Origin of the sequence: Metapseudomonas boanensis, from assembly GCF_018704125.1 — a bacterium.
In the GTDB taxonomy this organism is placed as follows: Bacteria; Pseudomonadota; Gammaproteobacteria; order Pseudomonadales; family Pseudomonadaceae; genus Metapseudomonas; species Metapseudomonas boanensis.
This window is the reverse complement of the sequence record NZ_JAGTIS010000007.1, coordinates 1-19293: the sequence shown is the minus strand read 5'-3', so window position 1 is coordinate 19293 and position 19293 is coordinate 1. Positions and strand designations below refer to the sequence as shown.

The window sequence follows — 19293 nt, the reverse complement described above, 5'->3', positions numbered from 1 at the left end:
GCTCCTACGTCAATCCGCTGTTGCCTGTTCAGTCATGCCACTGCCGTCCATGCAGTTCCAGCAGGCTGTGGGCCTGCTCCGGCCCCGCTGTGCCGGCCGCGTAGGGGCGGGGGCTCTGGTAATACTCGTGCCAGCCCTCGAGGATCGGGTCCACCCAGCGCCAGGCGGCTTCCACTTCGTCGCGGCGCATGAACAGGGTCGAGTCGCCCTCTATCACATCCAGCAGCAGGCGTTCGTAGGCGTCCCAGCGGCGTTGCCGACTGAAGGCCTGGGCCAGGTTGAGGTCCAGCTCGACAGGCTCCAGGCGCATGCCCTTGCCCGGTGTCTTGGCCATCAGTTGCAGGCTGATACGTTCTTCGGGTTGCAGGCGGATCAGCAGGCAATTGGCCTCACCATCGGCGAACAGTCGGTGCGGCACGGGCTTGAACTGGATGACGATCTCCGAATACTTGCGCGCCAGGCGCTTGCCGGTGCGCAGGTAGAACGGCACGCCGGCCCAGCGCCAGTTGTCGATCTCTGCCTTGATGGCGACGAAGGTCTCGGTATCGCTGTCGTTGTCGACGTTTTTCTCGAAGTAATACGCCGGCACTTCCTGCCCGCCGATCTTGCCGGCGCTGTACTGGCCGCGCACCGTCTTGTCGCGCACGTCGAGCCCGGAGATGGGTTGCAGCGCCTCGAGGATCTTCACTTTCTCGTTGCGCACCGCCTCGGCATCGAAGCGCACCGGCGCTTCCATGGCCACCAGGCAGAGCAACTGCAGCAGGTGGTTCTGCACCATGTCGCGCATGGCTCCGGAGCGGTCGTAGTAGGCGCCGCGGTTCTCAACACCCAGGGTTTCGCAAACACTGATCTGCACGTGGTCGATGTGCCCGGCTCGCCAGATCGGCTCGAACAGCGCGTTGGCAAAGCGCAGAGCCATGAGGTTCTGCACCGTTTCCTTGCCCAGGTAGTGGTCGATGCGGAAGACTTGGGACTCGTCGAACACCTTGCCGATGGCGGCGTTGATCGCCCGGGCCGACTCCAGCGAGTGGCCGATGGGTTTTTCCAGCACGATGCGTGACTGCGGGCCGGCCAGCCCAGCGATGGCCAGGTGCGCGGCGATGTCCTCGAAGAGATGGGGTGCGGTCGCGAGGTAGTGCACGCGACCGCAGCCCTGGTCCGGCCCCAGGTAGCGGGCCAGGCGGCCGAAGTCGGCGCTTTGCGAAACGTCCATGGCGAAATAGTCGAGGCGTTCGGAGAAACTGCGCCAGGCCTCGCTGGAGAAATCGGCACGGGCCACCTGGGCGCGGCAGTGACGTTCGGCCAGGGCGAGATAACGTTGGCGGTCGAGTGCGTTGCGGGCCAGGGCCAGGATGCGCATCTTCGGGTGCAGGCGCCCGTCACGATGCAGGTGGAAGAGGGCTGGCAGCAGTTTGTGCAAGGCCAGATCACCGGTGCCGCCGAAGACGAGCATGTCACAAAGGGTAGTCAAATCGCTCTCCGTGCACGGTTCAAGTGGGCGGGAAAGCGGCTCATGTAGTATAACTACAAGCACGCTACAGCCCGATGTCCGCCGATCATAACCGAGTTGCGGCTCGAAACAGGATCGGAGCAGACGGCAAACCCTCTTTCCAGACAGAGCCTGCCCTGTGAATCTGCTGCAACATATCGCCCAGTCGCGCCACCTGCTGCGCAAGTCGGAACTGAAAGTCGCCGATCACGTCCTGCTCGATCCCGCTGCGGTGATGCACAGCTCCATGGCTGACCTGGCCCAGGGTGTCGGGGTCAGCGAGCCGACCATCGTGCGCTTCTGTCGCGCCATTGGCTGCGGCGGCTTTCAGGACCTCAAGCTGAAACTGGCGCAGAGCCTGGCTGCCGGTGCCAGCTTTGGCCAGTTCGCCATCCATGAAGACGATTCGGTCGCCGACTTCAGCCTGAAGATCTTCGACACTACGCTGCACACCCTGATGGAGGTGCGCGAGAAACTTGACCCGGAAGCCCTGCAGCGCGCCATCGCTGCCTGCGCCCAAGCCCAACGGGTGGAGTTCTACGGCTTCGGCGCGTCCGGCGCGGTGGCGGCGGATGCCCAGCACAAGTTCTTCCGCCTGCTGCTTACCGCGGCGGCCTATTCCGACCCGCACATGCAGGCGATGTCGGCAGTCACGCTGAAGCCTTCCGATGTGGCCATCTGCATCTCCCAGTCGGGTCGTTCGAAAGACTTGCTGATCACCGCCAACCTGGTTCGTGAGGCCGGTGCGACGCTGATCACCCTGTGCCCGAGCCAAACCCCGCTGGCTGACCTGGCCACGGTGAACCTGGCCATCGACGTCCAGGAAGATACCGAGATCTACACGCCGCTGACCTCGCGTATTGCCCACCTGGTTGTGATCGACGTGCTGGCCATGGGCGTTGCCATGGCGCGTGGCCCAACCCTGGTCAACCACCTCAAGAGCGTGAAGCGCAGCCTGCGTAGCCTGCGCCTGTCGCCCAAGTCGGTGAAAGCCGCCGAGGATTGAGTGTGACGGCACGACCGGACGCCAGAAGCCGCGCGCAGTCGAGGTATCGGTCGATCGCCTGAAACCTTGCCTTCACCACAGGTTCATTGAGCTGCCGCGAAAGCGTAACCAGCCCGGGGGATGCTGCCCTTACCGCATCGACCCAGGGAGTAACGCCATGAACCGTGCTCACGACGACCTCATCCACCTGGACAGCAAGGCCCGACGCAAGTTGGAAGACCAGCGACGCATGCAGTTTCGTCGCGCCATCGAGGACCACTGCGAACAGCGGCGCCTACGGATGGAGCTGTCGGATTACCCCGAGCTCATCGCTGCTAACTACCTGTTGTCGTCAAAGGCAGTGCGCCGGAAAACCGGTGGGAAAGCGCGCTGATCTGGGCGCGTTCTTCGCGGATAAAGGCTAGAAATGCCTGGGCAACCGGCGACAGCCGCTTGCCCTTGGCGTGCACTGCACACCAGCTGCGGTAGAGTGGCAACTCCTCTACCGGCAGCTCGCGCAGCAAGCCGGTGGCCAGCTCCAGGCTGACGGCGTGGCGAGGCAGCAGGGCGATCCCCAGGTCTGCAACCACGCACTCCTTTTGCGCATCCAGTGAGGCCACTTCCATCGTCTGGGCGAAGTGCGCGCGTTTCTGCTGGAAGTATTCCTCGCAGGCCTTGCGTGTGCCGGAACCGGCCTCGCGCACCAGCAGCGTATAAGGCTCCAGGTCCTTGAGCGCCAGCTTGGCAGCACTGCTCAGCGGATGCGTGGGCGGCGCTACGGCGACGATGGGGTTGTTCAGGAAGGGCAGGAACTCCAGGGCCATGTCCTGCGGGACCAGGGACATGATCACCAGATCATCGCGATTGTCCGAGAGGCGTTTGATCACCTGGGCGCGGTTCACCACTACCAGGCTCAGGCTGACATCAGGATGCTGCTCCTTGAACGCAGCAAACAGGTGTGGCGCGAAGTACTTGGCGCTGGATTCCACCGCCAGGTTGAGCTGCCCCTGCAGCGAGCCCTGGAGGTCGGAAAGCTGCATGTCAAGGCTGGCCAGGCGCTGGAAAATATCGCTGCTGGCGCGCATCAATGCTTCGGCGGCATCGGTCACGTAGAGCTTCTTGCCAACGTATTCGAACAGCGGTTGGCCCACCAGCTCCTCGAGCTGGCGGATCTGCAGGCTGACGGCCGGTTGAGTCAGGGCCATCTCCTCCGCCGCACGGCTGTAGGAGCGGCTCTCGAACACGGCACGGAAAACCTGTAGCTGGCGCAGGGTCATTCGCAGCAAAGTCTTGCGCATTCGCATGGGTCTGGGGCCTCTGTGAATGGGGCGTGGCGGCAACTATAAGCCAATCCTAATGGATACCCCAATAATTATTGATTTGGGGTAATCACGTCTGCGGCGTAGGGTAATGACGCGACCGCTACACGATCTGCGGTCACCCGCCGACCGGCCTTGCCGTTCGCCTGTTCACTTGGTCGAGGGAAAGCTCGTGATCAAGAAAATCCTGATCGCCAACCGTGGTGAGATTGCCGTCCGCATCGTGCGCGCTTGCGCCGAGATGGGTATCCGCTCGGTGGCCATCTACTCCGATGCCGACCGGCACGCCCTGCACGTCAAGCGTGCCGACGAAGCCCACAGCATCGGTGCCGACCCGCTGGCCGGCTACCTGAATCCGCGCAAACTGGTGAACCTGGCGGTCGAGACGGGCTGCGATGCCCTCCACCCGGGTTATGGCTTCCTCTCGGAGAACGCTGAACTGGCGGAGATCTGCGCCGAGCGTGGGATCAAGTTCATCGGACCAAGCGCGGAAGTGATCCGCCGCATGGGTGACAAGACCGAAGCCCGACGCAGCATGATCAAGGCCGGCGTGCCGGTCACTCCCGGCACCGAAGGCAACGTCGCGGACCTCGAAGAGGCCCTGAGCGAGGGCGAGCGCATCGGTTACCCGGTCATGCTCAAAGCCACCTCCGGTGGTGGTGGCCGCGGTATCCGTCGCTGCAACAGCCGTGAGGAACTGGAACAGGCCTACCCACGGGTGATCTCCGAGGCCACCAAGGCCTTTGGCTCGGCCGAAGTGTTCCTCGAGAAGTGCATCGTCAACCCGAAGCACATCGAGGCGCAGGTGCTGGCCGACAGCTTCGGCAACACCGTGCACCTGTTCGAGCGCGACTGCTCGATCCAGCGCCGCAACCAGAAGCTCATCGAAATCGCACCGAGCCCGCAGCTCACCCCCGAGCAGCGCGCCTACATCGGCGACCTCTCCGTGCGTGCGGCCAAGGCCGTGGGTTACGAGAACGCCGGTACCGTGGAGTTCCTCCTTGCCGAAGGCGAGGTGTACTTCATGGAGATGAACACTCGCGTGCAGGTGGAACACACCATCACCGAGGAAATAACCGGCATCGACATCGTCCGCGAGCAGATCCGCATTGCCTCGGGCCTGGAATTGTCGGTCAAGCAGGAAGACATCATCCACCGCGGCTTTGCGTTGCAGTTCCGCATCAACGCCGAGGACCCGAAGAACAACTTCCTGCCATCCTTCGGCAAGATCACCCGCTACTATGCCCCTGGCGGCCCAGGTGTGCGGACCGATACGGCGATCTACACCGGCTACACCATCCCGCCGTACTACGACTCCATGTGCCTGAAGCTGATCGTCTGGGCACTGACCTGGGAAGAGGCTCTGGACCGTGGCCTGCGCGCGCTCGACGACATGCGCGTACAGGGCGTGAAGACCACTGCGCCTTATTACCAGGAAATTCTCCGCGACCCCGAGTTCCGCAGCGCCGAGTTCAACACCAGCTTCGTCGAGAGCCATCCGGAGCTGACCCAGTACTCGATCAAGCGCAACCCGTCGCACCTGGCCATCGCCATCGCCACCGCCATTGCCGCCCACGCCGGCCTGTAGGGGAAGGATTCAGACCATGAGCAAGAAGATCACCGTTACCGATACCATCCTGCGCGACGCGCACCAGTCCCTGCTGGCCACCCGCATGCGCCTGGAAGACATGCTGCCGATCTGCGACAAGCTCGACCAAGTCGGCTACTGGTCCCTGGAAGTCTGGGGCGGCGCCACCTTCGACTCTTGCGTGCGCTTCCTCAAGGAAGACCCGTGGGAGCGCCTGCGCCAACTCAAGGCTGCCCTGCCCAACACTCGCCTGCAGATGCTCCTGCGCGGGCAGAACTTGCTCGGATACCGTCACTACAGCGACGACGTAGTGCGTGCCTTCGTGGCCAAGGCCGCGGTCAACGGCATCGACGTCTTCCGCATCTTCGATGCGATGAACGACGTGCGTAACCTGCGTGTGTCCATCGAGGCGGTGAAGGCTGCCGGCAAACATGCCCAGGGCACTATCTGCTACACCACCAGCCCGGTGCACACCATCGATGCCTTCGTCAGCCAGGCCAAGGCCATGGCTGCCATGGGCGTCGACTCCATCGCCATCAAGGACATGGCCGGTCTGCTGACCCCGTACGCCACTGGCGAGCTGGTCAAGGCACTGAAGGCCGAATTGAGCCTGCCGGTGTTCATCCACTCCCATGACACCGCTGGCGTGGCCAGCATGTGCCAGCTGAAGGCCATCGAGAACGGCGCCGACAACATCGATACCGCCATCTCCAGCCTGGCCTGGGGCACCAGCCACCCGGGCACCGAATCGATGGTCGCGGCCCTGCGTGGCACCCCGTACGACACCGGCCTGGACCTGGAACTGATCCAGGAGATCGGCCTGTACTTCTACGCCGTGCGCAAGAAGTACCACCAGTTCGAGAGCGACTTCACCGGCGTCGACACCCGCGTGCAGGTCAACCAGGTGCCGGGCGGGATGATTTCCAACCTGGCCAACCAGCTCAAGGAGCAGGGCGCACTCAACCGCATGAACGAAGTGCTGGAAGAGATCCCGCGCGTGCGTGCCGATCTCGGCTACCCACCGCTGGTGACCCCGACCTCGCAGATCGTCGGCACCCAGGCGTTCTTCAACGTGCTGGCCGGCGAGCGTTACAAGACCATCACCAACGAAGTGAAGCTCTACCTGCAAGGTCGCTACGGCAAGGCGGCCGGTGAGATCAACGAAGAGCTGCGCCGCCAGGCAATCGGCAACGAAGAAGTCATCGACGTGCGTCCGGCCGACCTGATCAAGCCGGAACTGGACAAGTTGCGCGGCGAGATCGGCAGCCTGGCAAAGTCCGAAGAAGACGTACTGACCTACGCCATGTTCCCGGACATCGGCCGCAAGTTCCTCGAGGAGCGTGCTGCCGGCACCCTGACCCCGGAAGTGCTGCTGCCGATCCCTGAAGCCGGTGGCGTGAAGACCGCTCCAGGCGAGGGCGTGCCGACCGAGTTCGTCGTCGACGTGCACGGCGAAAGCTACCGGGTCGATATCACCGGCGTCGGCGTGAAGACCGATGGAAAGCGCCACTTCTACCTGTCCATCGACGGCATGCCGGAAGAGGTGGTGTTCGAGCCGCTCAACGAGTTCGTCGCCGGTGCAGGCAACAAGCGCAAGAGCGCCAGCGCACCGGGTGACGTCAGCACCACCATGCCGGGCAACATCGTCGAAGTGCTGGTGTTGGAAGGCGATAAGGTCAAGGCAGGCCAGGCCGTGCTGATCACCGAAGCGATGAAGATGGAAACCGAGGTCCAGGCGCCCATCGCCGGTACCGTCAAGGCCATCCATGTCGCCAAGGGCGACCGGGTGAACCCGGGCGAAGTCCTGGTGGAAATCGTCTGACCCGCGAAAGAGCAAGTCCCTGGGGGAGCCGTGAGGCTCCCCTTTTTTGTGGTTCTTCGCGGAATCTGGGGGCAGAGCGAGTTGACAGTCAGGGAAGTGGGTAGATTGGCAGTCGCCAAACACACCAACCCCTACGCCCAGCTGTCGCCGTGCATCCTATTGATCTTGCTGCTTTCTGGCCAGGCTACGAGGTCGTCGCCTGTCGCCAATCCACTCACGACACCCTGCTGATCGGTCTTGAGCCCCATGCGAGCGCTTGCCGATTTGCAGCCGGTGGGCCAAACCCAACCCGTTGATCCACGAGCAGCACATCCGCCAGGTGTGGGGTCGTGACCCGCTGGATCAGCGCGTCCTGCTGCAACTGCCGGTGCGTCGTGTCGACTGCCTGTACTGCGGACGCGTATCCGAACGGATCGGCTGGCTGGCGCCGGCATCCCGCCTTCCCCGGAAAGCAGCCTGCAACACCTCCTTGGCGGTCTTGTCGGGCGGAGTGACACATCGAAGGCGCGCGAAACCTTGTAGGAGCCAGCTTGCTGGCGAATCGCGAATGGCACATGTTCGCCAGCAAGCTGGCTCCTACAGAGAGAGTACCGGCTATCCGGCTGTCAACTCGCATCTCCCCCAGATTCCGCGATGAGCCTTTTTTGTTTGTGGGGAACAGGTGCGGAGCCCACACCCCTCACCCCAACCCTCTCCCAGGGGGAGAGGGGGCAGTCCGAGCAGAATTGGCAGTAGTACTCGGCGCGAGTCACCTCTCTCCCTCCGGGGCGAAGAGGCACGCTTTCGAAAGCACTGCCTTCGGCGCCGATGAGCGCCTGAGCGCGGATCGAACAGGCCGGGGCGGGCGAGTTCTCTTTACTCCACCCGCTCCCCGCAAAGGTCCAGCCCGAACCAGCGCTCCACCTCCGCCTGGTCAAGGCCGGCCCCGAGCAGGGCGAACAGCTTGCCCAGCGCCGCTTCGCGGGTCATGCCGCCCGCCGAAACCAAACCGGCTGCGGCCAACTGGCTGCCGGCGGCATAGATGCCGAACGCCACATGGCCCTGCGGGCACTGGCTGATGGCGGCCAGCACCACCCCGCGAGCATGGGCCTCCTTCAGCACGGTCAGCAGCTCGGCGTCGTCCGAAGGCCCGGTTCCGCTGCCGTAGCACTCCAGCAGCAGTCCGCGCACGCCGCTGTCCAGCAGCGCCCGCACATGACTGGCCTGAATACCCGGAAACATTGGCAATACGGCGAGGTTCACCGTCTCGCGCTGCTGGCGGTAGTCGAGGCGGGCGGGAATGTTTTCAACGCGCTCGCCCTGACGCTGGCGTGGCAGCACGGTAAAGGCATCGAAGGCGTCGGAGCGCAGCTTGCTGACCCTCGCTCCATGCAGCAGCCCGCCATTGAAGTAGAGGTGTACGCCCGGCTGCACGCCCTGTTGCAAAGCAGCGATGGCGCCGTTGAGGTTGGGCCAGGCATCACTGCCCTCGGCCCCGGCGGGCAGCATGGCGCCGGTCAATAGCACTGGCACAGGCAGGCCGAGCAGCAGAAAACTCAAGGCGGCGGCGCTGTAGGCCAGGGTGTCGGTGCCGTGCAGCAGCAGCACGCCGTCATGACCGCGCGCCACGGCGTCGACTATGGCGTCGCGCATGGCCAGCCAGTTGGCCTGGCGCATGTTGGCGCTATCGATCAGCGGCAGCAGTTCCTGGAATTGCCAATTCAGCACCGTACCCTGGCTGTCCAGCTGCTCGCGCATGCGTGCCTCGAAGCCGCTGGCGGGGGCCAGGCCTTCAGGAGTCTGCAGCATGCCGATGGTGCCGCCGGTGTAGAGCACGAAAAGGTTCTTCACAGCATTCATGGGTGTGGATAACTCAGGAAGTGGAGATGCAGAAACGACAGTGCCGCTCCCCGCGCCAAGCGGGGAGCGGCACCTAAGTATTGCAGGAACGCGCGCTTAGCGGTGGCTTTGCGCCAGGCCGGCGACGGGTTCGGCTACCGGGGTCGGTGCAGCCGGGTTGGTCGGCCAGGCAGCGCGGTCAAGGTCGAGATCAGCGAATTTGGCGGCGTCGAATACCGGGGACTCGATACCGGCCTTCACCTGTGCGTCATAGTCGTGCATCAGGCGCTTGCCCACCTTGAACAGCAGCGTCAGGGCCACCAGGTTGACCAACGCCAGCAGGCCCATGGTGACGTCGGCGAAACCGAACACGGTGGAAAGGTCCTGCATCGAGCCCCACAGCACCAGAGCCATGACCAGGACGCGGTAGACGATCAGCAGCGGGCGCTTGGTGCTGAAGAAGCTCAGCGCGTTTTCACCGAGGTAGTAGTTGTAGACCAGGGTGGTGAAGACGAAGAGCAGGAGTGCCATGCTCACGAACACACGACCCCACTCGCCGACCTCGGCCGCCAGTGCGGTCTGGGTCAGGACCACGCCTGCCATTTCACTGCCCGGCTGGTAGACGCCGGAGAGCAGGATGATCAGCGCGGTGCTGGTGCAGACCAGCAGGGTGTCGATGAATACGCTGAGGGACTGAACGATGCCCTGGGCTGCCGGGTGCTTGACCTCGGCAACCGCGGCGACGTTGGGCGCACTACCCAGGCCCGCTTCGTTGGAGAACAGGCCGCGCTTGACGCCCATCAGGATCGCTGCGCCGATGCCGCCGGCGAAGGCCGGTTCCAGGCCGAAGGCACTCTTGACGATCAGCGCCAGGGTCGCCGGCACTTCGCTGATGTTGCTGCCCAGCACGAACAGGGCCATGGCGATGTAGCTGCCTGCCATGATCGGCACCAGCACGTCGGCCATGCTGGCGATGCGCTTGATGCCGCCGAACACGATCAGGCCGATCACGCCCACCAGGGCGACCCCGCTGATCCAGGTCGGCAGGCCGAAGGTGTCATGCAAGGAGGTCGCGACGGTGAAAGACTGCACGGCGTTGAAGCCGAAGCCGAAGGTCACCAGCAGCAGAATCGAGAAAACCACCGCCAGCCAGCGCAGGCCCAGACCGTGGAGGATGTAGAAAGCCGGGCCGCCTCGGTAGGTGCCGTCGGCTTCACGACGTTTGTAGAGCTGGGCCAGGGAGCATTCGAAGTAGCTGGTCGCCATACCGAGCAGCGCCACCACCCACATCCAGAACACCGCGCCGGGGCCGCCGAGCATGATGGCGACGGCGACGCCCGCGATGTTGCCCGCGCCGACACGGCCGGCAACCGACAGCATCAGTGCCTGAAAGCTGCTCAGTTGGCCTTCCTTGCGCTGCAGTGCCTGGCCGAAGATGCGGAACATGTCGCTGAAGTAGCGGAACTGCACGAAGCGCGAGCTGATGGAGAAGAACAGGCCGAGACCGACGAGGACGACGATCAGCAGCTTGCCCCAGAGGAAATCGTTGAGGATATCGAGCATGACGATTCACCTGATCCAGTTTGAATTGTTGTTGGGACCGGCAGCGAGACAAGCCAGGCGCGATGGCGCGAATCGCTGGAAGGGAGGCGAATGGTTGTGCATATGCAGGTTGAGAACAATTTCGCGGGTTGCACCGAGTTTGCGCGAGTTGACGCTATAATCGCGCCATTCGCATCAGGCGGGACGGTGGTATGGCGGAGTATCTCGGCAACAATCTCAAGCTTCTTTGCAGCCATTACCGCTCAATCGCGGAAGTCTGTCGCAAACTCGGAATCAACCGTGCCCAATTCAACAAGTACCTGAACGGGCAAAGCCGGCCGACCACCTACAACCTCAAGCGCATCTGTGATTTCTTCGGCGTCGAGGACTACGAACTGGCGCTGCCGCCGGAGCCGTTCGCCCGCCTGCTGGGAACGCGCGCTCCGGGCCAGGATTCCTCCAGCCGGAGCGACCCGCTGCTGGAGCTGCTCGCCCCGCTGCGCGAACAATCCGGCGACCTGTCGCGCTACTGCGGCTTCTACTTCGAATACTCCAACTGCATGTCGGTGCCCGGCACCGTCCTGCTGTCGCTGGTGCGCCTGTGGGAAGACGACGGCAACTTCCTCTTCGAGCGCCAGGAGCGGCAAGAGCGATCCAGCAGCACCAACGTGGAGGCCGCGGATTGGGTGCGCTGCTGCTACCGGGGCGCGGCCTTCCAGTTGCAGGACCGGCTGTTCCTGGTGGACTACGAGTCGCTCACGCTCAATGAGATGAGCCAGACCATCCTCATTCCCAGCTACAAGAGCCGCATCACCCGCCTCAACGGCTTGAAGACCGGCGTCTCCAGCGGTGACCGGCGCAACCCGGCCTGCACCCGCGTGGTTTGGGAGTTCCTCGGTCCGGAGATCAACCGCGTCGCCGCCTACCGTCAGGTAAAGCTCTACCGCCCCGACGACCCGCGCATCGACGACGACGTGCGCCAGCGCCTTAATGTTGCGCCGCTGAAGAACGGTCTGTTCGAGATCGAGTAAGCAGGCGGCGGGAACGATATAGGAGCGAGCTTGCTCGCGAATGGGTAGGCAGGGTGCCTTTTCGCGAGCACGCTCGCTGCTACGGGGAAGGCTCGCTGTTGGGCTTGGCTCCGTACAATCGGATCATTCGCCAAGGACCGTGCAGCGGTCCCGGAAGGGCTCAGCCCCGCAACTCCTCCAGCCGCCGCTTCTGCCGGCCCTCGGCATCGAAGTTATCCACAGCCAGCCAGCGCTCGAAGGCCTCGCGCCGCGCCGGCCATTCCCCATCGATGAGGGCGAACCAGGCCGTGTCGCGGTTGTGCCCCTTGATCACCATGTGCTGGCGAAACAGGCCCTCGTAGGTAAAGCCCAGGCGTTCGGCGGCGCGCATGGAGCGAGCATTCTCGGCATTGCACTTCCACTCCAGTCGTCGATAGCCGAGGTCGTCGAAAGCGTGCCGGGCCAGCAGCCAGACCGCCTCGGTAGAGCCTGGCGTTCGCTGCATGGCCTTGCCAAAGGCAATGTGTCCGATCTCGATGCAGCCGTCCTTCGGCGCGATGCGCAGGTAGCTGAGCACGCCCAGCGCACGACTACTGGCGCGGTCGATCACGGTGAAGAACAGCGGGTCGGCGCTGGCTGCGTTGCCGGCCAGCCAGGCATCGAAGGGTTCGCGGTTGGCGAAGGGACCGTAGCCCAGATAGTCCCAGAGCGCCGGGTCAGGGCCTTGCAGCGCCAGCCACAGGTCGTCGCCATGTTTGGCAGGGTCGAGAGGCTCCAGGCGCACGAAGCGGCCCTCCAGTGGTTCGCGCACCGGGGAAGGGCGGGGCTGCCAGTCGGGCAGGGCTTGCGAGTTCATGGCATCACTCCTGTTCAAAGCAATTTGCGGTACTGGAGAAAGCCCGAGCGATCGGCGATGTGGTTATAGAGCTGCATGGCGTCGGCATTGGTTTCGTGGGTCAGCCAATGCACGCGCGAAGCACCTGCCGCGTGAGCCTGGGCGTAGACGTGCTCGATCAGCTGGCGGCCAATGCCTTCACCGCGCAGGCCCTCTGCCACATACAGATCCTGCAGGTAACAGTAGTCGCCGACCGTCCAGCAGGAGCGGTGGAAGATCCAGTGCACCAGACCCACTGCGCGGCCATCCCTCCAGGCCAGCGCGGCGTGCATCGGCTCGGCCGGATCGAGGAAACGCTGCCAGGTCACGGCGCTGGTTTCCTCCGCGATGGCGGTCTTGTAGAACTGCTGGTAGCCCTGCCAAAGCGGCAGCCAGGCGGCGTGGTTGGCTCCACTGACGGGGCGGATTTCGAGCGGCGTGGAGGACATGGTCGTTCCTTCTGGTGGGTTCAGTCGTTGGCTTCAGCCATGCGCGCCGCCAGTTCGTGGTCGCGGACCTTGGCCGAGGCGCCGAGGCCTTCGCGCACGCCGGCCTGGTCGGCGGCGGAGCGGTTCTGGCTGAGCTTCCATTTGCCTTCCAGGCGACGGATCGGCAGGACGAAGCCGACGATAGCGCGGAGCATGCTGTCCAGGTAATCGCGCGGGGCTTCCTCGACCGACCAGGGCTGCGGCCGCCCAGCTTCGTGGTGGTCGCTGAGGCGGCTGACCAGCTGCAGCAAGCGCTCGGGTTCGTCGAATACTTCCGCTTGGCCCCAGGCATGCACGCTGATGTAGTTCCAGGTCGGCACCACCTTGCCGTGCTCGGCCTTGGCCGGGTACCAGGACGGGCTGACGTAGGCGTCCGGACCGGGGAACACCACGAGTACTTCGGCGCCTGCGGCCAGGTCGCGCCACTGCGGATTGGCCCGGGCGAAGTGGCCGTAGAGGGTGCCGAATTCGCCTTCGCCGGCCTCCAGCAGCAGCGGCAGGTGACTGGCTTGCAGGCCCTGGCTACCCGTGCTGGTGAGGATTGCCAGGGGCGTCTGGCGGATTTGTGCGTGCAGTTGGGCCAGGTCGTTCTGGCGGAAGGTGGCGGGCAGGTACATGGCGGATCTCCTGGCGATATGGGTCCATGCTAGGCAGGATATTGGTCTGTTGTAAGATCCAATTTCAGCCAGATAGAGAGTGCCAATTAGAGGCCCGTCATGCCCGCCACGCCGCCCCTTCCCATCGACCTGTCAGGTATCCGGCTCGACCCGAGCCAGGGCCTCGCCCGCCAGCTCTATCAGGCCCTGCGCGAGCGCATCCTCGATGGTCGCCTGCGCAGCCGCTCACGCTTGCCCGCAAGCCGTGACCTGGCGACGCTGCTCGGCGTGTCGCGGAATACGGTGACCCGTGCCTTCGACCAACTCTACGCTGAGGGGTACATCGACGGCCGCGTGGGTGATGGCACCTATGTCGCCGAACTCGCCGGTGGCCAACGCCCGCCCGCGCCGGAAGCCAGCGGCCCTGCGCCGGGCACGGCGTTGCAGCGTCTGCAACGGCACCATCTGCCCGCACCCGTGGCGGGCCCGCCCCGTGCCTTCCGTGTAGGCGTGCCAGCCTTCGACCTGTTTCCCTTCGAAACCTGGGCGCGGTTGCAGGCGCGCTTCTGGCGCAAACCTTCTGCGGCCCGACTGGGCTATGGCGACCCGGCTGGCGACCCGGTGCTGCGCGAACTGGTCGCTGCCTACCTGCGCAATACCCGTGGACTGGACTGTGATCCGACCCAGGTGGTGATCACCTGCGGCGCGCAACAGGCTATCAGCCTGTGTGCCCAGCTGCTGGTCGAACCCGGCGATCGCGTGGCCGTCGAAAACCCCGGCTACCGGGCCGCCGGTCATGCCTTTGCCGTGGCGGGCGCTCAGCTCTGCGGCGTCTCTGTGGATGACGATGGATTGGACACTGCCGAACTGGCGCGGCTGGGCGATTGCCGGCTGGCCTACGTAACGCCCTCGCACCAATACCCCACCGGCGTCACCCTGTCCCTGGCGCGGCGCCTGGAGTTGCTGGAGTGGGCCGAGCGTTGCGATGGTTGGATAGTCGAGGACGACTACGACGGCGAGTACCGCTACAGCGGCACGCCGCTGGCGCCCCTGGCCGCTCTCGACCGTCTGGGGCGGGTGCTCTATGTCGGCACCTTCTGCAAGATTGCCTTCCCCGCCCTGCGCCTTGGCTACCTGGTGCTGCCCAAGCGCCTTGCCGGGGCTTTCGCCCAGCGACGGGCGCTGGATATGCGCCATTCCGAGATCGGTACCCAGGCGGTGATGGCCGAGTTCATCGCCGCCGGTCACTTCCAGCGCCATATTCGTCGCATGCGCAAGGCCGCCCGCGCCCGCCGCGACGCGCTGTTGCGGGACTGGCCCGTGGCGATTCCCGGTTGTGCCCCAATGCCGCCGGTTGAGGCGGGGCTGCACCTGTGCGTGCGCGTCGACAGCTTGGCCCGTGAGCGCGAACTGATTGCGGCTGCGCAGAAGGTTGGTGTGGAGCTGAACGGCCTCAGTGATTACTGGCTGGAAGAGTCGGAAGTCCCTGTGGATAACCGTGCCGGACTGGTGCTGGGCTTCGCCGCCGTACCGGAGGCGCAGATCGCTGAGGCGATTCGCACCCTCAGGACGGCCTGGCTCTTGTAGGAGCGAGCTGGCCCGCGAAGCTTTCTGGCCAAGCTCATTCGCGAGCAGAGCTCGCTCCTACGGCTAGGTTTTCCACAGGCAAAAAAAAGGATGGCCGGTGGCCATCCTCGAAGGATGAAGGGGCGAGGCCCCTCCTGGTGAGTTCGTTGGCTGATCAGGCCTTCAGCGGCACGAGGCGCGGGGCGATCATGTTTTCCGGGCGCAGGATGTCGGCCAGCATGGATTCGTCCAGCAGCCTTTCCTCACGAACCAGTTCCAGCACGCCGCGGCCGCTTTCCAGCGCGTCCTTGGCAATGCGGGTGGCGTTCTCGTAACCGATGTAAGGGTTCAGCGCGGTGATCAGGCCGATGGAATTCTCCATCAGGTGGCGGCAATGCGCCTCGTTGGCGGTAATGCCGTTGATGCAATGCTCGCGCAGCATGTCCATGGCGCGTTGCAGCAGGCGAATCGAGTCGAAGATCTTGTAGGCGATCAGCGGCTCCATCACGTTCAGTTGCAGCTGACCGCCTTCGGCTGCCAGGGTCAGGGCCAAGTCGTTGCCGATGACTTCGAAGGCCACCTGGTTGACCGCTTCCGGGATCACCGGGTTGACCTTGCCCGGCATGATCGAGCTGCCCGGCTGGCGCGGCGGCAGGTTGATCTCGTTGATGCCGGTACGCGGGCCGCTGGAGAGCAGGCGCAGGTCGTTGCAGATCTTCGACAGCTTCACCGCGGTACGCTTTAGCATGCCGGAGAACAATACGAAGGCGCCCATGTCGGAGGTGGCTTCGATCAGGTCGGCTGCCGGAACCACCGGCTGGCCGCTGATGGCGGCAAGGCGCTGGACGGCCAGGTGCTGATAGCCGGGGTCGGCGTTGATGCCGGTGCCGATGGCGGTACCGCCCAGGTTCACTTCGGTCAGCAGCTCGGGTGCCAGACGCTTGAGGCGGTCGAGGTCTTCACCCAGGGTGGTGGCGAAGGCGCGGAATTCCTGGCCCAGGGTCATGGGCACGGCGTCCTGCAGCTGGGTACGGCCCATCTTCAGCACGTGGGCGAACTCTTCACCCTTGGCAGCGAAGGACTGGATCAGGCTGTCGAGGCTGGCCAGCAGAGCGTCGTGGCCGAGGAGCAGGCCCAGGCGGATGGCAGTCGGATAGGCGTCGTTGGTCGACTGCGCCATGTTCACGTCGTTGTTCGGGTGCAGATACTTGTACTCACCCTTCTGCTTGCCCATGGCCTCCAGGGCGATGTTGGCGATCACCTCGTTGGCGTTCATGTTGGTCGAGGTGCCGGCGCCACCCTGGATCATGTCCACCACGAACTGGTCGTGGAAGTCGCCACGGATCAGGCGTGCGCAGGCTTCGCTGATAGCGGCGTGCTTCTCGGTGCTGAGGTGGCCGAGCTGCTTGTTGGCATCGGCGGCGGCCTGCTTGACCATGGCCAGGGCGATGACCAGTTTCGGGTAGTGCGACAGCGGTACGCCGGACAGGCGGAAGTTGTTGACTGCGCGCAGGGTCTGGATGCCGTAGTAGGCCTCGGCAGGTACTTCAAGGGTGCCGAGAAGGTCTTTTTCGATGCGGAAGGATGCAGCAGCGGACATGATGCAATTCATCTCTGAAGGAGCACGGCTAGCGCCGCGATGCCCAATAATCTAGGCCTGTAGCCGTTTGGCGGCCAATGCTGTTATTCGCTGGGGTATGCAAAATCGGCATAATGTCCGTGTGACGCGGATTGCCCCGCAAACGTGCGCACCAAAACAGAGCACCCCGGAATTCACCATGAACCTGGAAACTAAATGGCTGGAAGATTTCGTCGCCCTGGCCAGTACCCGCAGCTTTTCCCAGGCCGCCGAGCGGCGTTTCGTCACCCAGCCGGCCTTCAGTCGGCGTATTCGCAGCCTGGAGTCGGCGCTGGGCCTGACCCTGGTCAACCGCGCACGTACGCCGGTGGAACTCACCGAGTCCGGCCAACTGTTCCTGGTGACGGCGCGCAACATGGTCGAGCAATTGGGCGAGGTGGTGCGTCACCTGCACCACCTGGAAGGCCAGCAGGGCGAGGTGCTGCAGTTCGCCGCCGCCCACTCCCTGGCCCTGGGCTTTTTCCCGCAGTGGATCGCACGCCTGCGGGCCGACGGCCTGAACATTGCCAGCCGGCTGATCGCTACCAACGTCGGTGAGGCGGTGCACTCGCTGCGCGAGGGCGGCTGTGACCTGATCCTGGCCTTCTACGACCCGGATGCGGCCCTGCAGATGGACCCGGAAATCTTTCCGTCGATGCACCTGGGCCGCACCGAGATGCTGCCCGTCTGCGCCGTGGGCCCGGATGGCAAGCCGCTCTACGAACTGGACAGCGGACAGAGCGTGCCGCTGCTGGCCTACAGCGCCGGCGCCTTCCTCGGCCGGTCGGTGAACCTCCTGCTGCGCCAACGCGCCCTACGCTCTACCACCGTCTACGAGACGGCCATGGCCGACAGCCTGAAGAGCATGGCCCTGCAAGGCCTGGGGGTGGCCTGGGTGCCGCGCTTCAGCGCCCAGGCCGAGTTGGCGCGCGGTGACCTGGTGGTATGCGGCGGCAGCCAGTGGCATGTGCCGCTGGAAATCCGCATGTACCGCTGCGCCCTGGTACGCAAGGCGGCGGTGCGCTTGCTCTGGCGCAAGCTGGAGGCGGGTCTGGGCAGCGAGGACTGAGTTAGCGGTAAAACACTTCGAGCACTGCACCCGCGTTGAATTCGCCCAGCTTGGGCGTGCTGGTGCGCCATTTCAGGCTGGCTTCGAATTCGCGGACATTACCGGTGGTATCCACGCGCGGGGTGATCGTGAACTGGCGCTTGAAAGGAATCGGGTTCTGGCTTTCCTGATCGAAGATGGAAATGCCCACCGAGCTATTGTCGTTTGGCACCAACGTGCCCTGGTTATCCGCCAGGGTGGCATTGCTCGTCGGCGTCAGCATGCCATTGAGGCCATAAATGGTCGGACTGGTGCAGGTTCGCTGCTCGGCGATGCGAAAGGTTCTTCGAGCGATTTCTTGTCCCGCCGTTGCGTTGGACGAGCTGACGTTACCGAAATCGATCGTCGTAGGGCTGATGCTGACCGTGGATTGGCAAGGGATGACGCTTGTGTCCAGGTTTTTGAGTTCCACAGAAAGCGAGGTGTACAACGAGCCGCCTTGTTTTCCGATCCGATACAGAGTGAGGTTGCTGAGCGGGACCGTGGTGTTTTTTTCCGGCAGGCCGGCCGGCGATTTCTTCACCAGATACAAGGACAGGGTGTAGTACCTGAAATCGTTGGCATTAATCTGGCCTCCAACGCCATGGTGGCTGGGAAGATAGTGTCCATCCACTTCTTGGCCAATGGAGAGGAGGTGATCCTTGCCATCGATGGTGACGCCCAGGCCGACGTCGGGGCCAAAGATTATTCTGTCTGGATTGAGTTTGAATTTTGTTGTGAACCCGGAGGGGCCAAGCCAGCACTTGTAAGCGAGGTGTTGTTCAGCTGAACGCCAGAAGATGGTGCCAGCCGGAACGGAGTTCGGCACGGTGACCGTTTCATTGATACCTAGGTAATAGTGTGAACTGTGACCTAGGGTGGTGGTGCAGGTGTATTGGTCTGCATGGCCTTCAGGGGTGTACGAGCATGCAAACAATGCGGCGATGGCAAATAAATTGAGTCTCATTGGAAGCGGCCTCGGCAGATGTCAGCGCGTACTGATGTGGGCGCGGTGCGGGTGGGCAACGTTGCCGTCGTCGATGGTGCCGTAGGTCAGCGTGGTCACTGGCTTCATGCAATCGGCAACGGACAGGTCGAAGGTGGAGATCGGGGCGACCATCAGGTGTTCTGTCTGGGTTCCGCAGGCGTTGCCCTGTTCGTCTTGCAGGCCGATTTCGGTCAGGGTCACGTAGTAGGGTGAATCATTGCGGACCTTCAGCTGTGCCGGGCCGACAGCGCTTGCGCGGGTCCAGCGCAGCGACTCCGCTGCCGCCAACGGCGTGCCGGGCAACTTTGGGCGATACAACAACTTCAGATTGTGTTTCAGGGCGATCTGGATGACGTTTTTTGCCGATGCTTGTTTGGGGACCTCCAGCACACTGAGCAAGAAGTAAGACTCCCGGTCAACAGGGAGCCCCTGACCCTGGTAGAGGATGTCCACCGAGGCTTTGCCATGGGCGGGGATCTTCAGCAGTGGCCGTGAGATGGCCA

The 19293-nt window shown here is 63.8% G+C and carries 17 protein-coding genes and 1 pseudogene; 8 read left to right on the top strand and 10 right to left on the bottom strand.

Features of this window, described 5'->3' with window-relative positions; genetic code table 11:
* Positions 1-28: 28 nt before the first annotated feature.
* Entirely contained in the window at positions 29-1453 is a 1425-nt protein-coding gene (gene zwf / locus J7302_RS14115; RefSeq protein WP_251702082.1) for a glucose-6-phosphate dehydrogenase, read from the bottom strand.
* Between the two features lie 175 nt (positions 1454-1628).
* Between zwf and hexR the strand changes: the two genes are divergently transcribed.
* Entirely contained in the window at positions 1629-2495 is an 867-nt protein-coding gene (gene hexR, locus J7302_RS14110) for a transcriptional regulator HexR (protein ID WP_215375544.1), read from the top strand.
* Between the two features lie 157 nt (positions 2496-2652).
* Complete coding sequence (locus J7302_RS14105) at positions 2653-2868, top strand: PA3496 family putative envelope integrity protein (RefSeq protein WP_215375541.1); 216 nt, start codon at positions 2653-2655, stop codon at positions 2866-2868.
* On the opposite strand, the gene J7302_RS14100 is transcribed toward J7302_RS14105, so the two are convergent.
* Positions 2810-3772 (bottom strand): LysR family transcriptional regulator, encoded by a 963-nt coding sequence (locus J7302_RS14100; RefSeq protein ID WP_394359090.1) that lies wholly within the window; start codon positions 3770-3772, stop codon positions 2810-2812. The genes J7302_RS14105 and J7302_RS14100 overlap by 59 nt on opposite strands.
* Positions 3773-3965: 193 nt before the next feature.
* Here J7302_RS14100 and J7302_RS14095 point away from each other — a divergent pair, with 193 nt between their 5' ends.
* From J7302_RS14095 to J7302_RS27125, 3 genes and pseudogenes are all read left to right on the top strand, one after another.
* Positions 3966-5381: an acetyl-CoA carboxylase biotin carboxylase subunit gene (locus tag J7302_RS14095; RefSeq protein ID WP_215375538.1), complete on the top strand. Its 1416-nt coding sequence runs from the start codon at positions 3966-3968 to the stop codon at positions 5379-5381.
* Positions 5382-5397: 16 nt separating this feature from the next.
* A complete protein-coding gene (gene oadA / locus J7302_RS14090) occupies positions 5398-7203 on the top strand; it encodes a sodium-extruding oxaloacetate decarboxylase subunit alpha (protein ID WP_215375535.1) in 1806 nt (601 codons plus the stop codon).
* A 149-nt stretch (positions 7204-7352) separates the two neighbouring features.
* A pseudogene (locus J7302_RS27125) lies at positions 7353-7654 on the top strand (ISL3 family transposase); the annotation flags it as partial.
* Between the two features lie 404 nt (positions 7655-8058).
* On the opposite strand, the gene J7302_RS14085 reads toward J7302_RS27125, so the two are convergent.
* Both J7302_RS14085 and J7302_RS14080 read right to left on the bottom strand, forming a co-directional pair.
* A complete protein-coding gene (locus J7302_RS14085; protein ID WP_215375531.1) occupies positions 8059-9042 on the bottom strand; it encodes an asparaginase in 984 nt (327 codons plus the stop codon).
* 96 nt (positions 9043-9138) lie between these two features.
* The gene (locus tag J7302_RS14080) at positions 9139-10584 is read right to left on the bottom strand and encodes an alanine/glycine:cation symporter family protein (protein ID WP_215375528.1); all 1446 of its coding nucleotides are present in this window, start codon (positions 10582-10584) and stop codon (positions 9139-9141) included.
* A gap of 191 nt (positions 10585-10775) precedes the next feature.
* On the opposite strand from J7302_RS14080, the gene J7302_RS14075 reads away from it, so the two are divergent.
* The gene (locus tag J7302_RS14075) at positions 10776-11594 is read left to right on the top strand and encodes a helix-turn-helix domain-containing protein (protein ID WP_215375523.1); all 819 of its coding nucleotides are present in this window, start codon (positions 10776-10778) and stop codon (positions 11592-11594) included.
* A 160-nt stretch (positions 11595-11754) separates the two neighbouring features.
* Here J7302_RS14075 and J7302_RS14070 read toward each other — a convergent pair whose 3' ends face one another.
* Genes J7302_RS14070 through J7302_RS14060 form a run of 3 tightly spaced genes read right to left on the bottom strand, consistent with a single transcriptional unit; the run spans position 11755 to position 13552 of the window.
* On the bottom strand, positions 11755-12429 hold the full coding sequence (locus tag J7302_RS14070) for a GNAT family N-acetyltransferase (RefSeq protein ID WP_215375520.1): 675 nt from the start codon (positions 12427-12429) through the stop codon (positions 11755-11757).
* Between the two features lie 14 nt (positions 12430-12443).
* Positions 12444-12896 carry a GNAT family N-acetyltransferase gene (locus tag J7302_RS14065; protein ID WP_215375517.1) on the bottom strand — a complete coding sequence of 151 codons (453 nt, stop codon included), beginning with the start codon at positions 12894-12896 and terminating at the stop codon, positions 12444-12446.
* A gap of 20 nt (positions 12897-12916) precedes the next feature.
* A complete protein-coding gene (locus J7302_RS14060; RefSeq protein WP_215375514.1) occupies positions 12917-13552 on the bottom strand; it encodes an FMN-binding negative transcriptional regulator in 636 nt (211 codons plus the stop codon).
* Between the two features lie 99 nt (positions 13553-13651).
* Between J7302_RS14060 and pdxR the strand changes: the two genes are divergently transcribed.
* The gene (pdxR, locus tag J7302_RS14055; protein WP_215375510.1) at positions 13652-15118 is read left to right on the top strand and encodes a MocR-like pyridoxine biosynthesis transcription factor PdxR; all 1467 of its coding nucleotides are present in this window, start codon (positions 13652-13654) and stop codon (positions 15116-15118) included.
* A 154-nt stretch (positions 15119-15272) separates the two neighbouring features.
* On the opposite strand, the gene aspA is transcribed toward pdxR, so the two are convergent.
* Positions 15273-16697 carry an aspartate ammonia-lyase gene (gene aspA, locus J7302_RS14050; RefSeq protein ID WP_215375506.1) on the bottom strand — a complete coding sequence of 475 codons (1425 nt, stop codon included), beginning with the start codon at positions 16695-16697 and terminating at the stop codon, positions 15273-15275.
* A 178-nt stretch (positions 16698-16875) separates the two neighbouring features.
* On the opposite strand from aspA, the gene J7302_RS14045 reads away from it, so the two are divergent.
* Positions 16876-17784 (top strand): LysR substrate-binding domain-containing protein, encoded by a 909-nt coding sequence (locus J7302_RS14045; RefSeq protein ID WP_215375503.1) that lies wholly within the window; start codon positions 16876-16878, stop codon positions 17782-17784.
* A 1-nt stretch (position 17785) separates the two neighbouring features.
* Here J7302_RS14045 and J7302_RS14040 read toward each other — a convergent pair whose 3' ends face one another.
* Together J7302_RS14040 and J7302_RS14035 are read right to left on the bottom strand one after the other, a co-directional pair.
* Positions 17786-18769 (bottom strand): fimbrial protein, encoded by a 984-nt coding sequence (locus J7302_RS14040; protein WP_215375500.1) that lies wholly within the window; start codon positions 18767-18769, stop codon positions 17786-17788.
* A 21-nt stretch (positions 18770-18790) separates the two neighbouring features.
* Positions 18791-19293 (bottom strand): fimbrial biogenesis chaperone (locus tag J7302_RS14035; protein WP_215375496.1); only part of this gene is annotated, 503 nt, incomplete at its 5' end.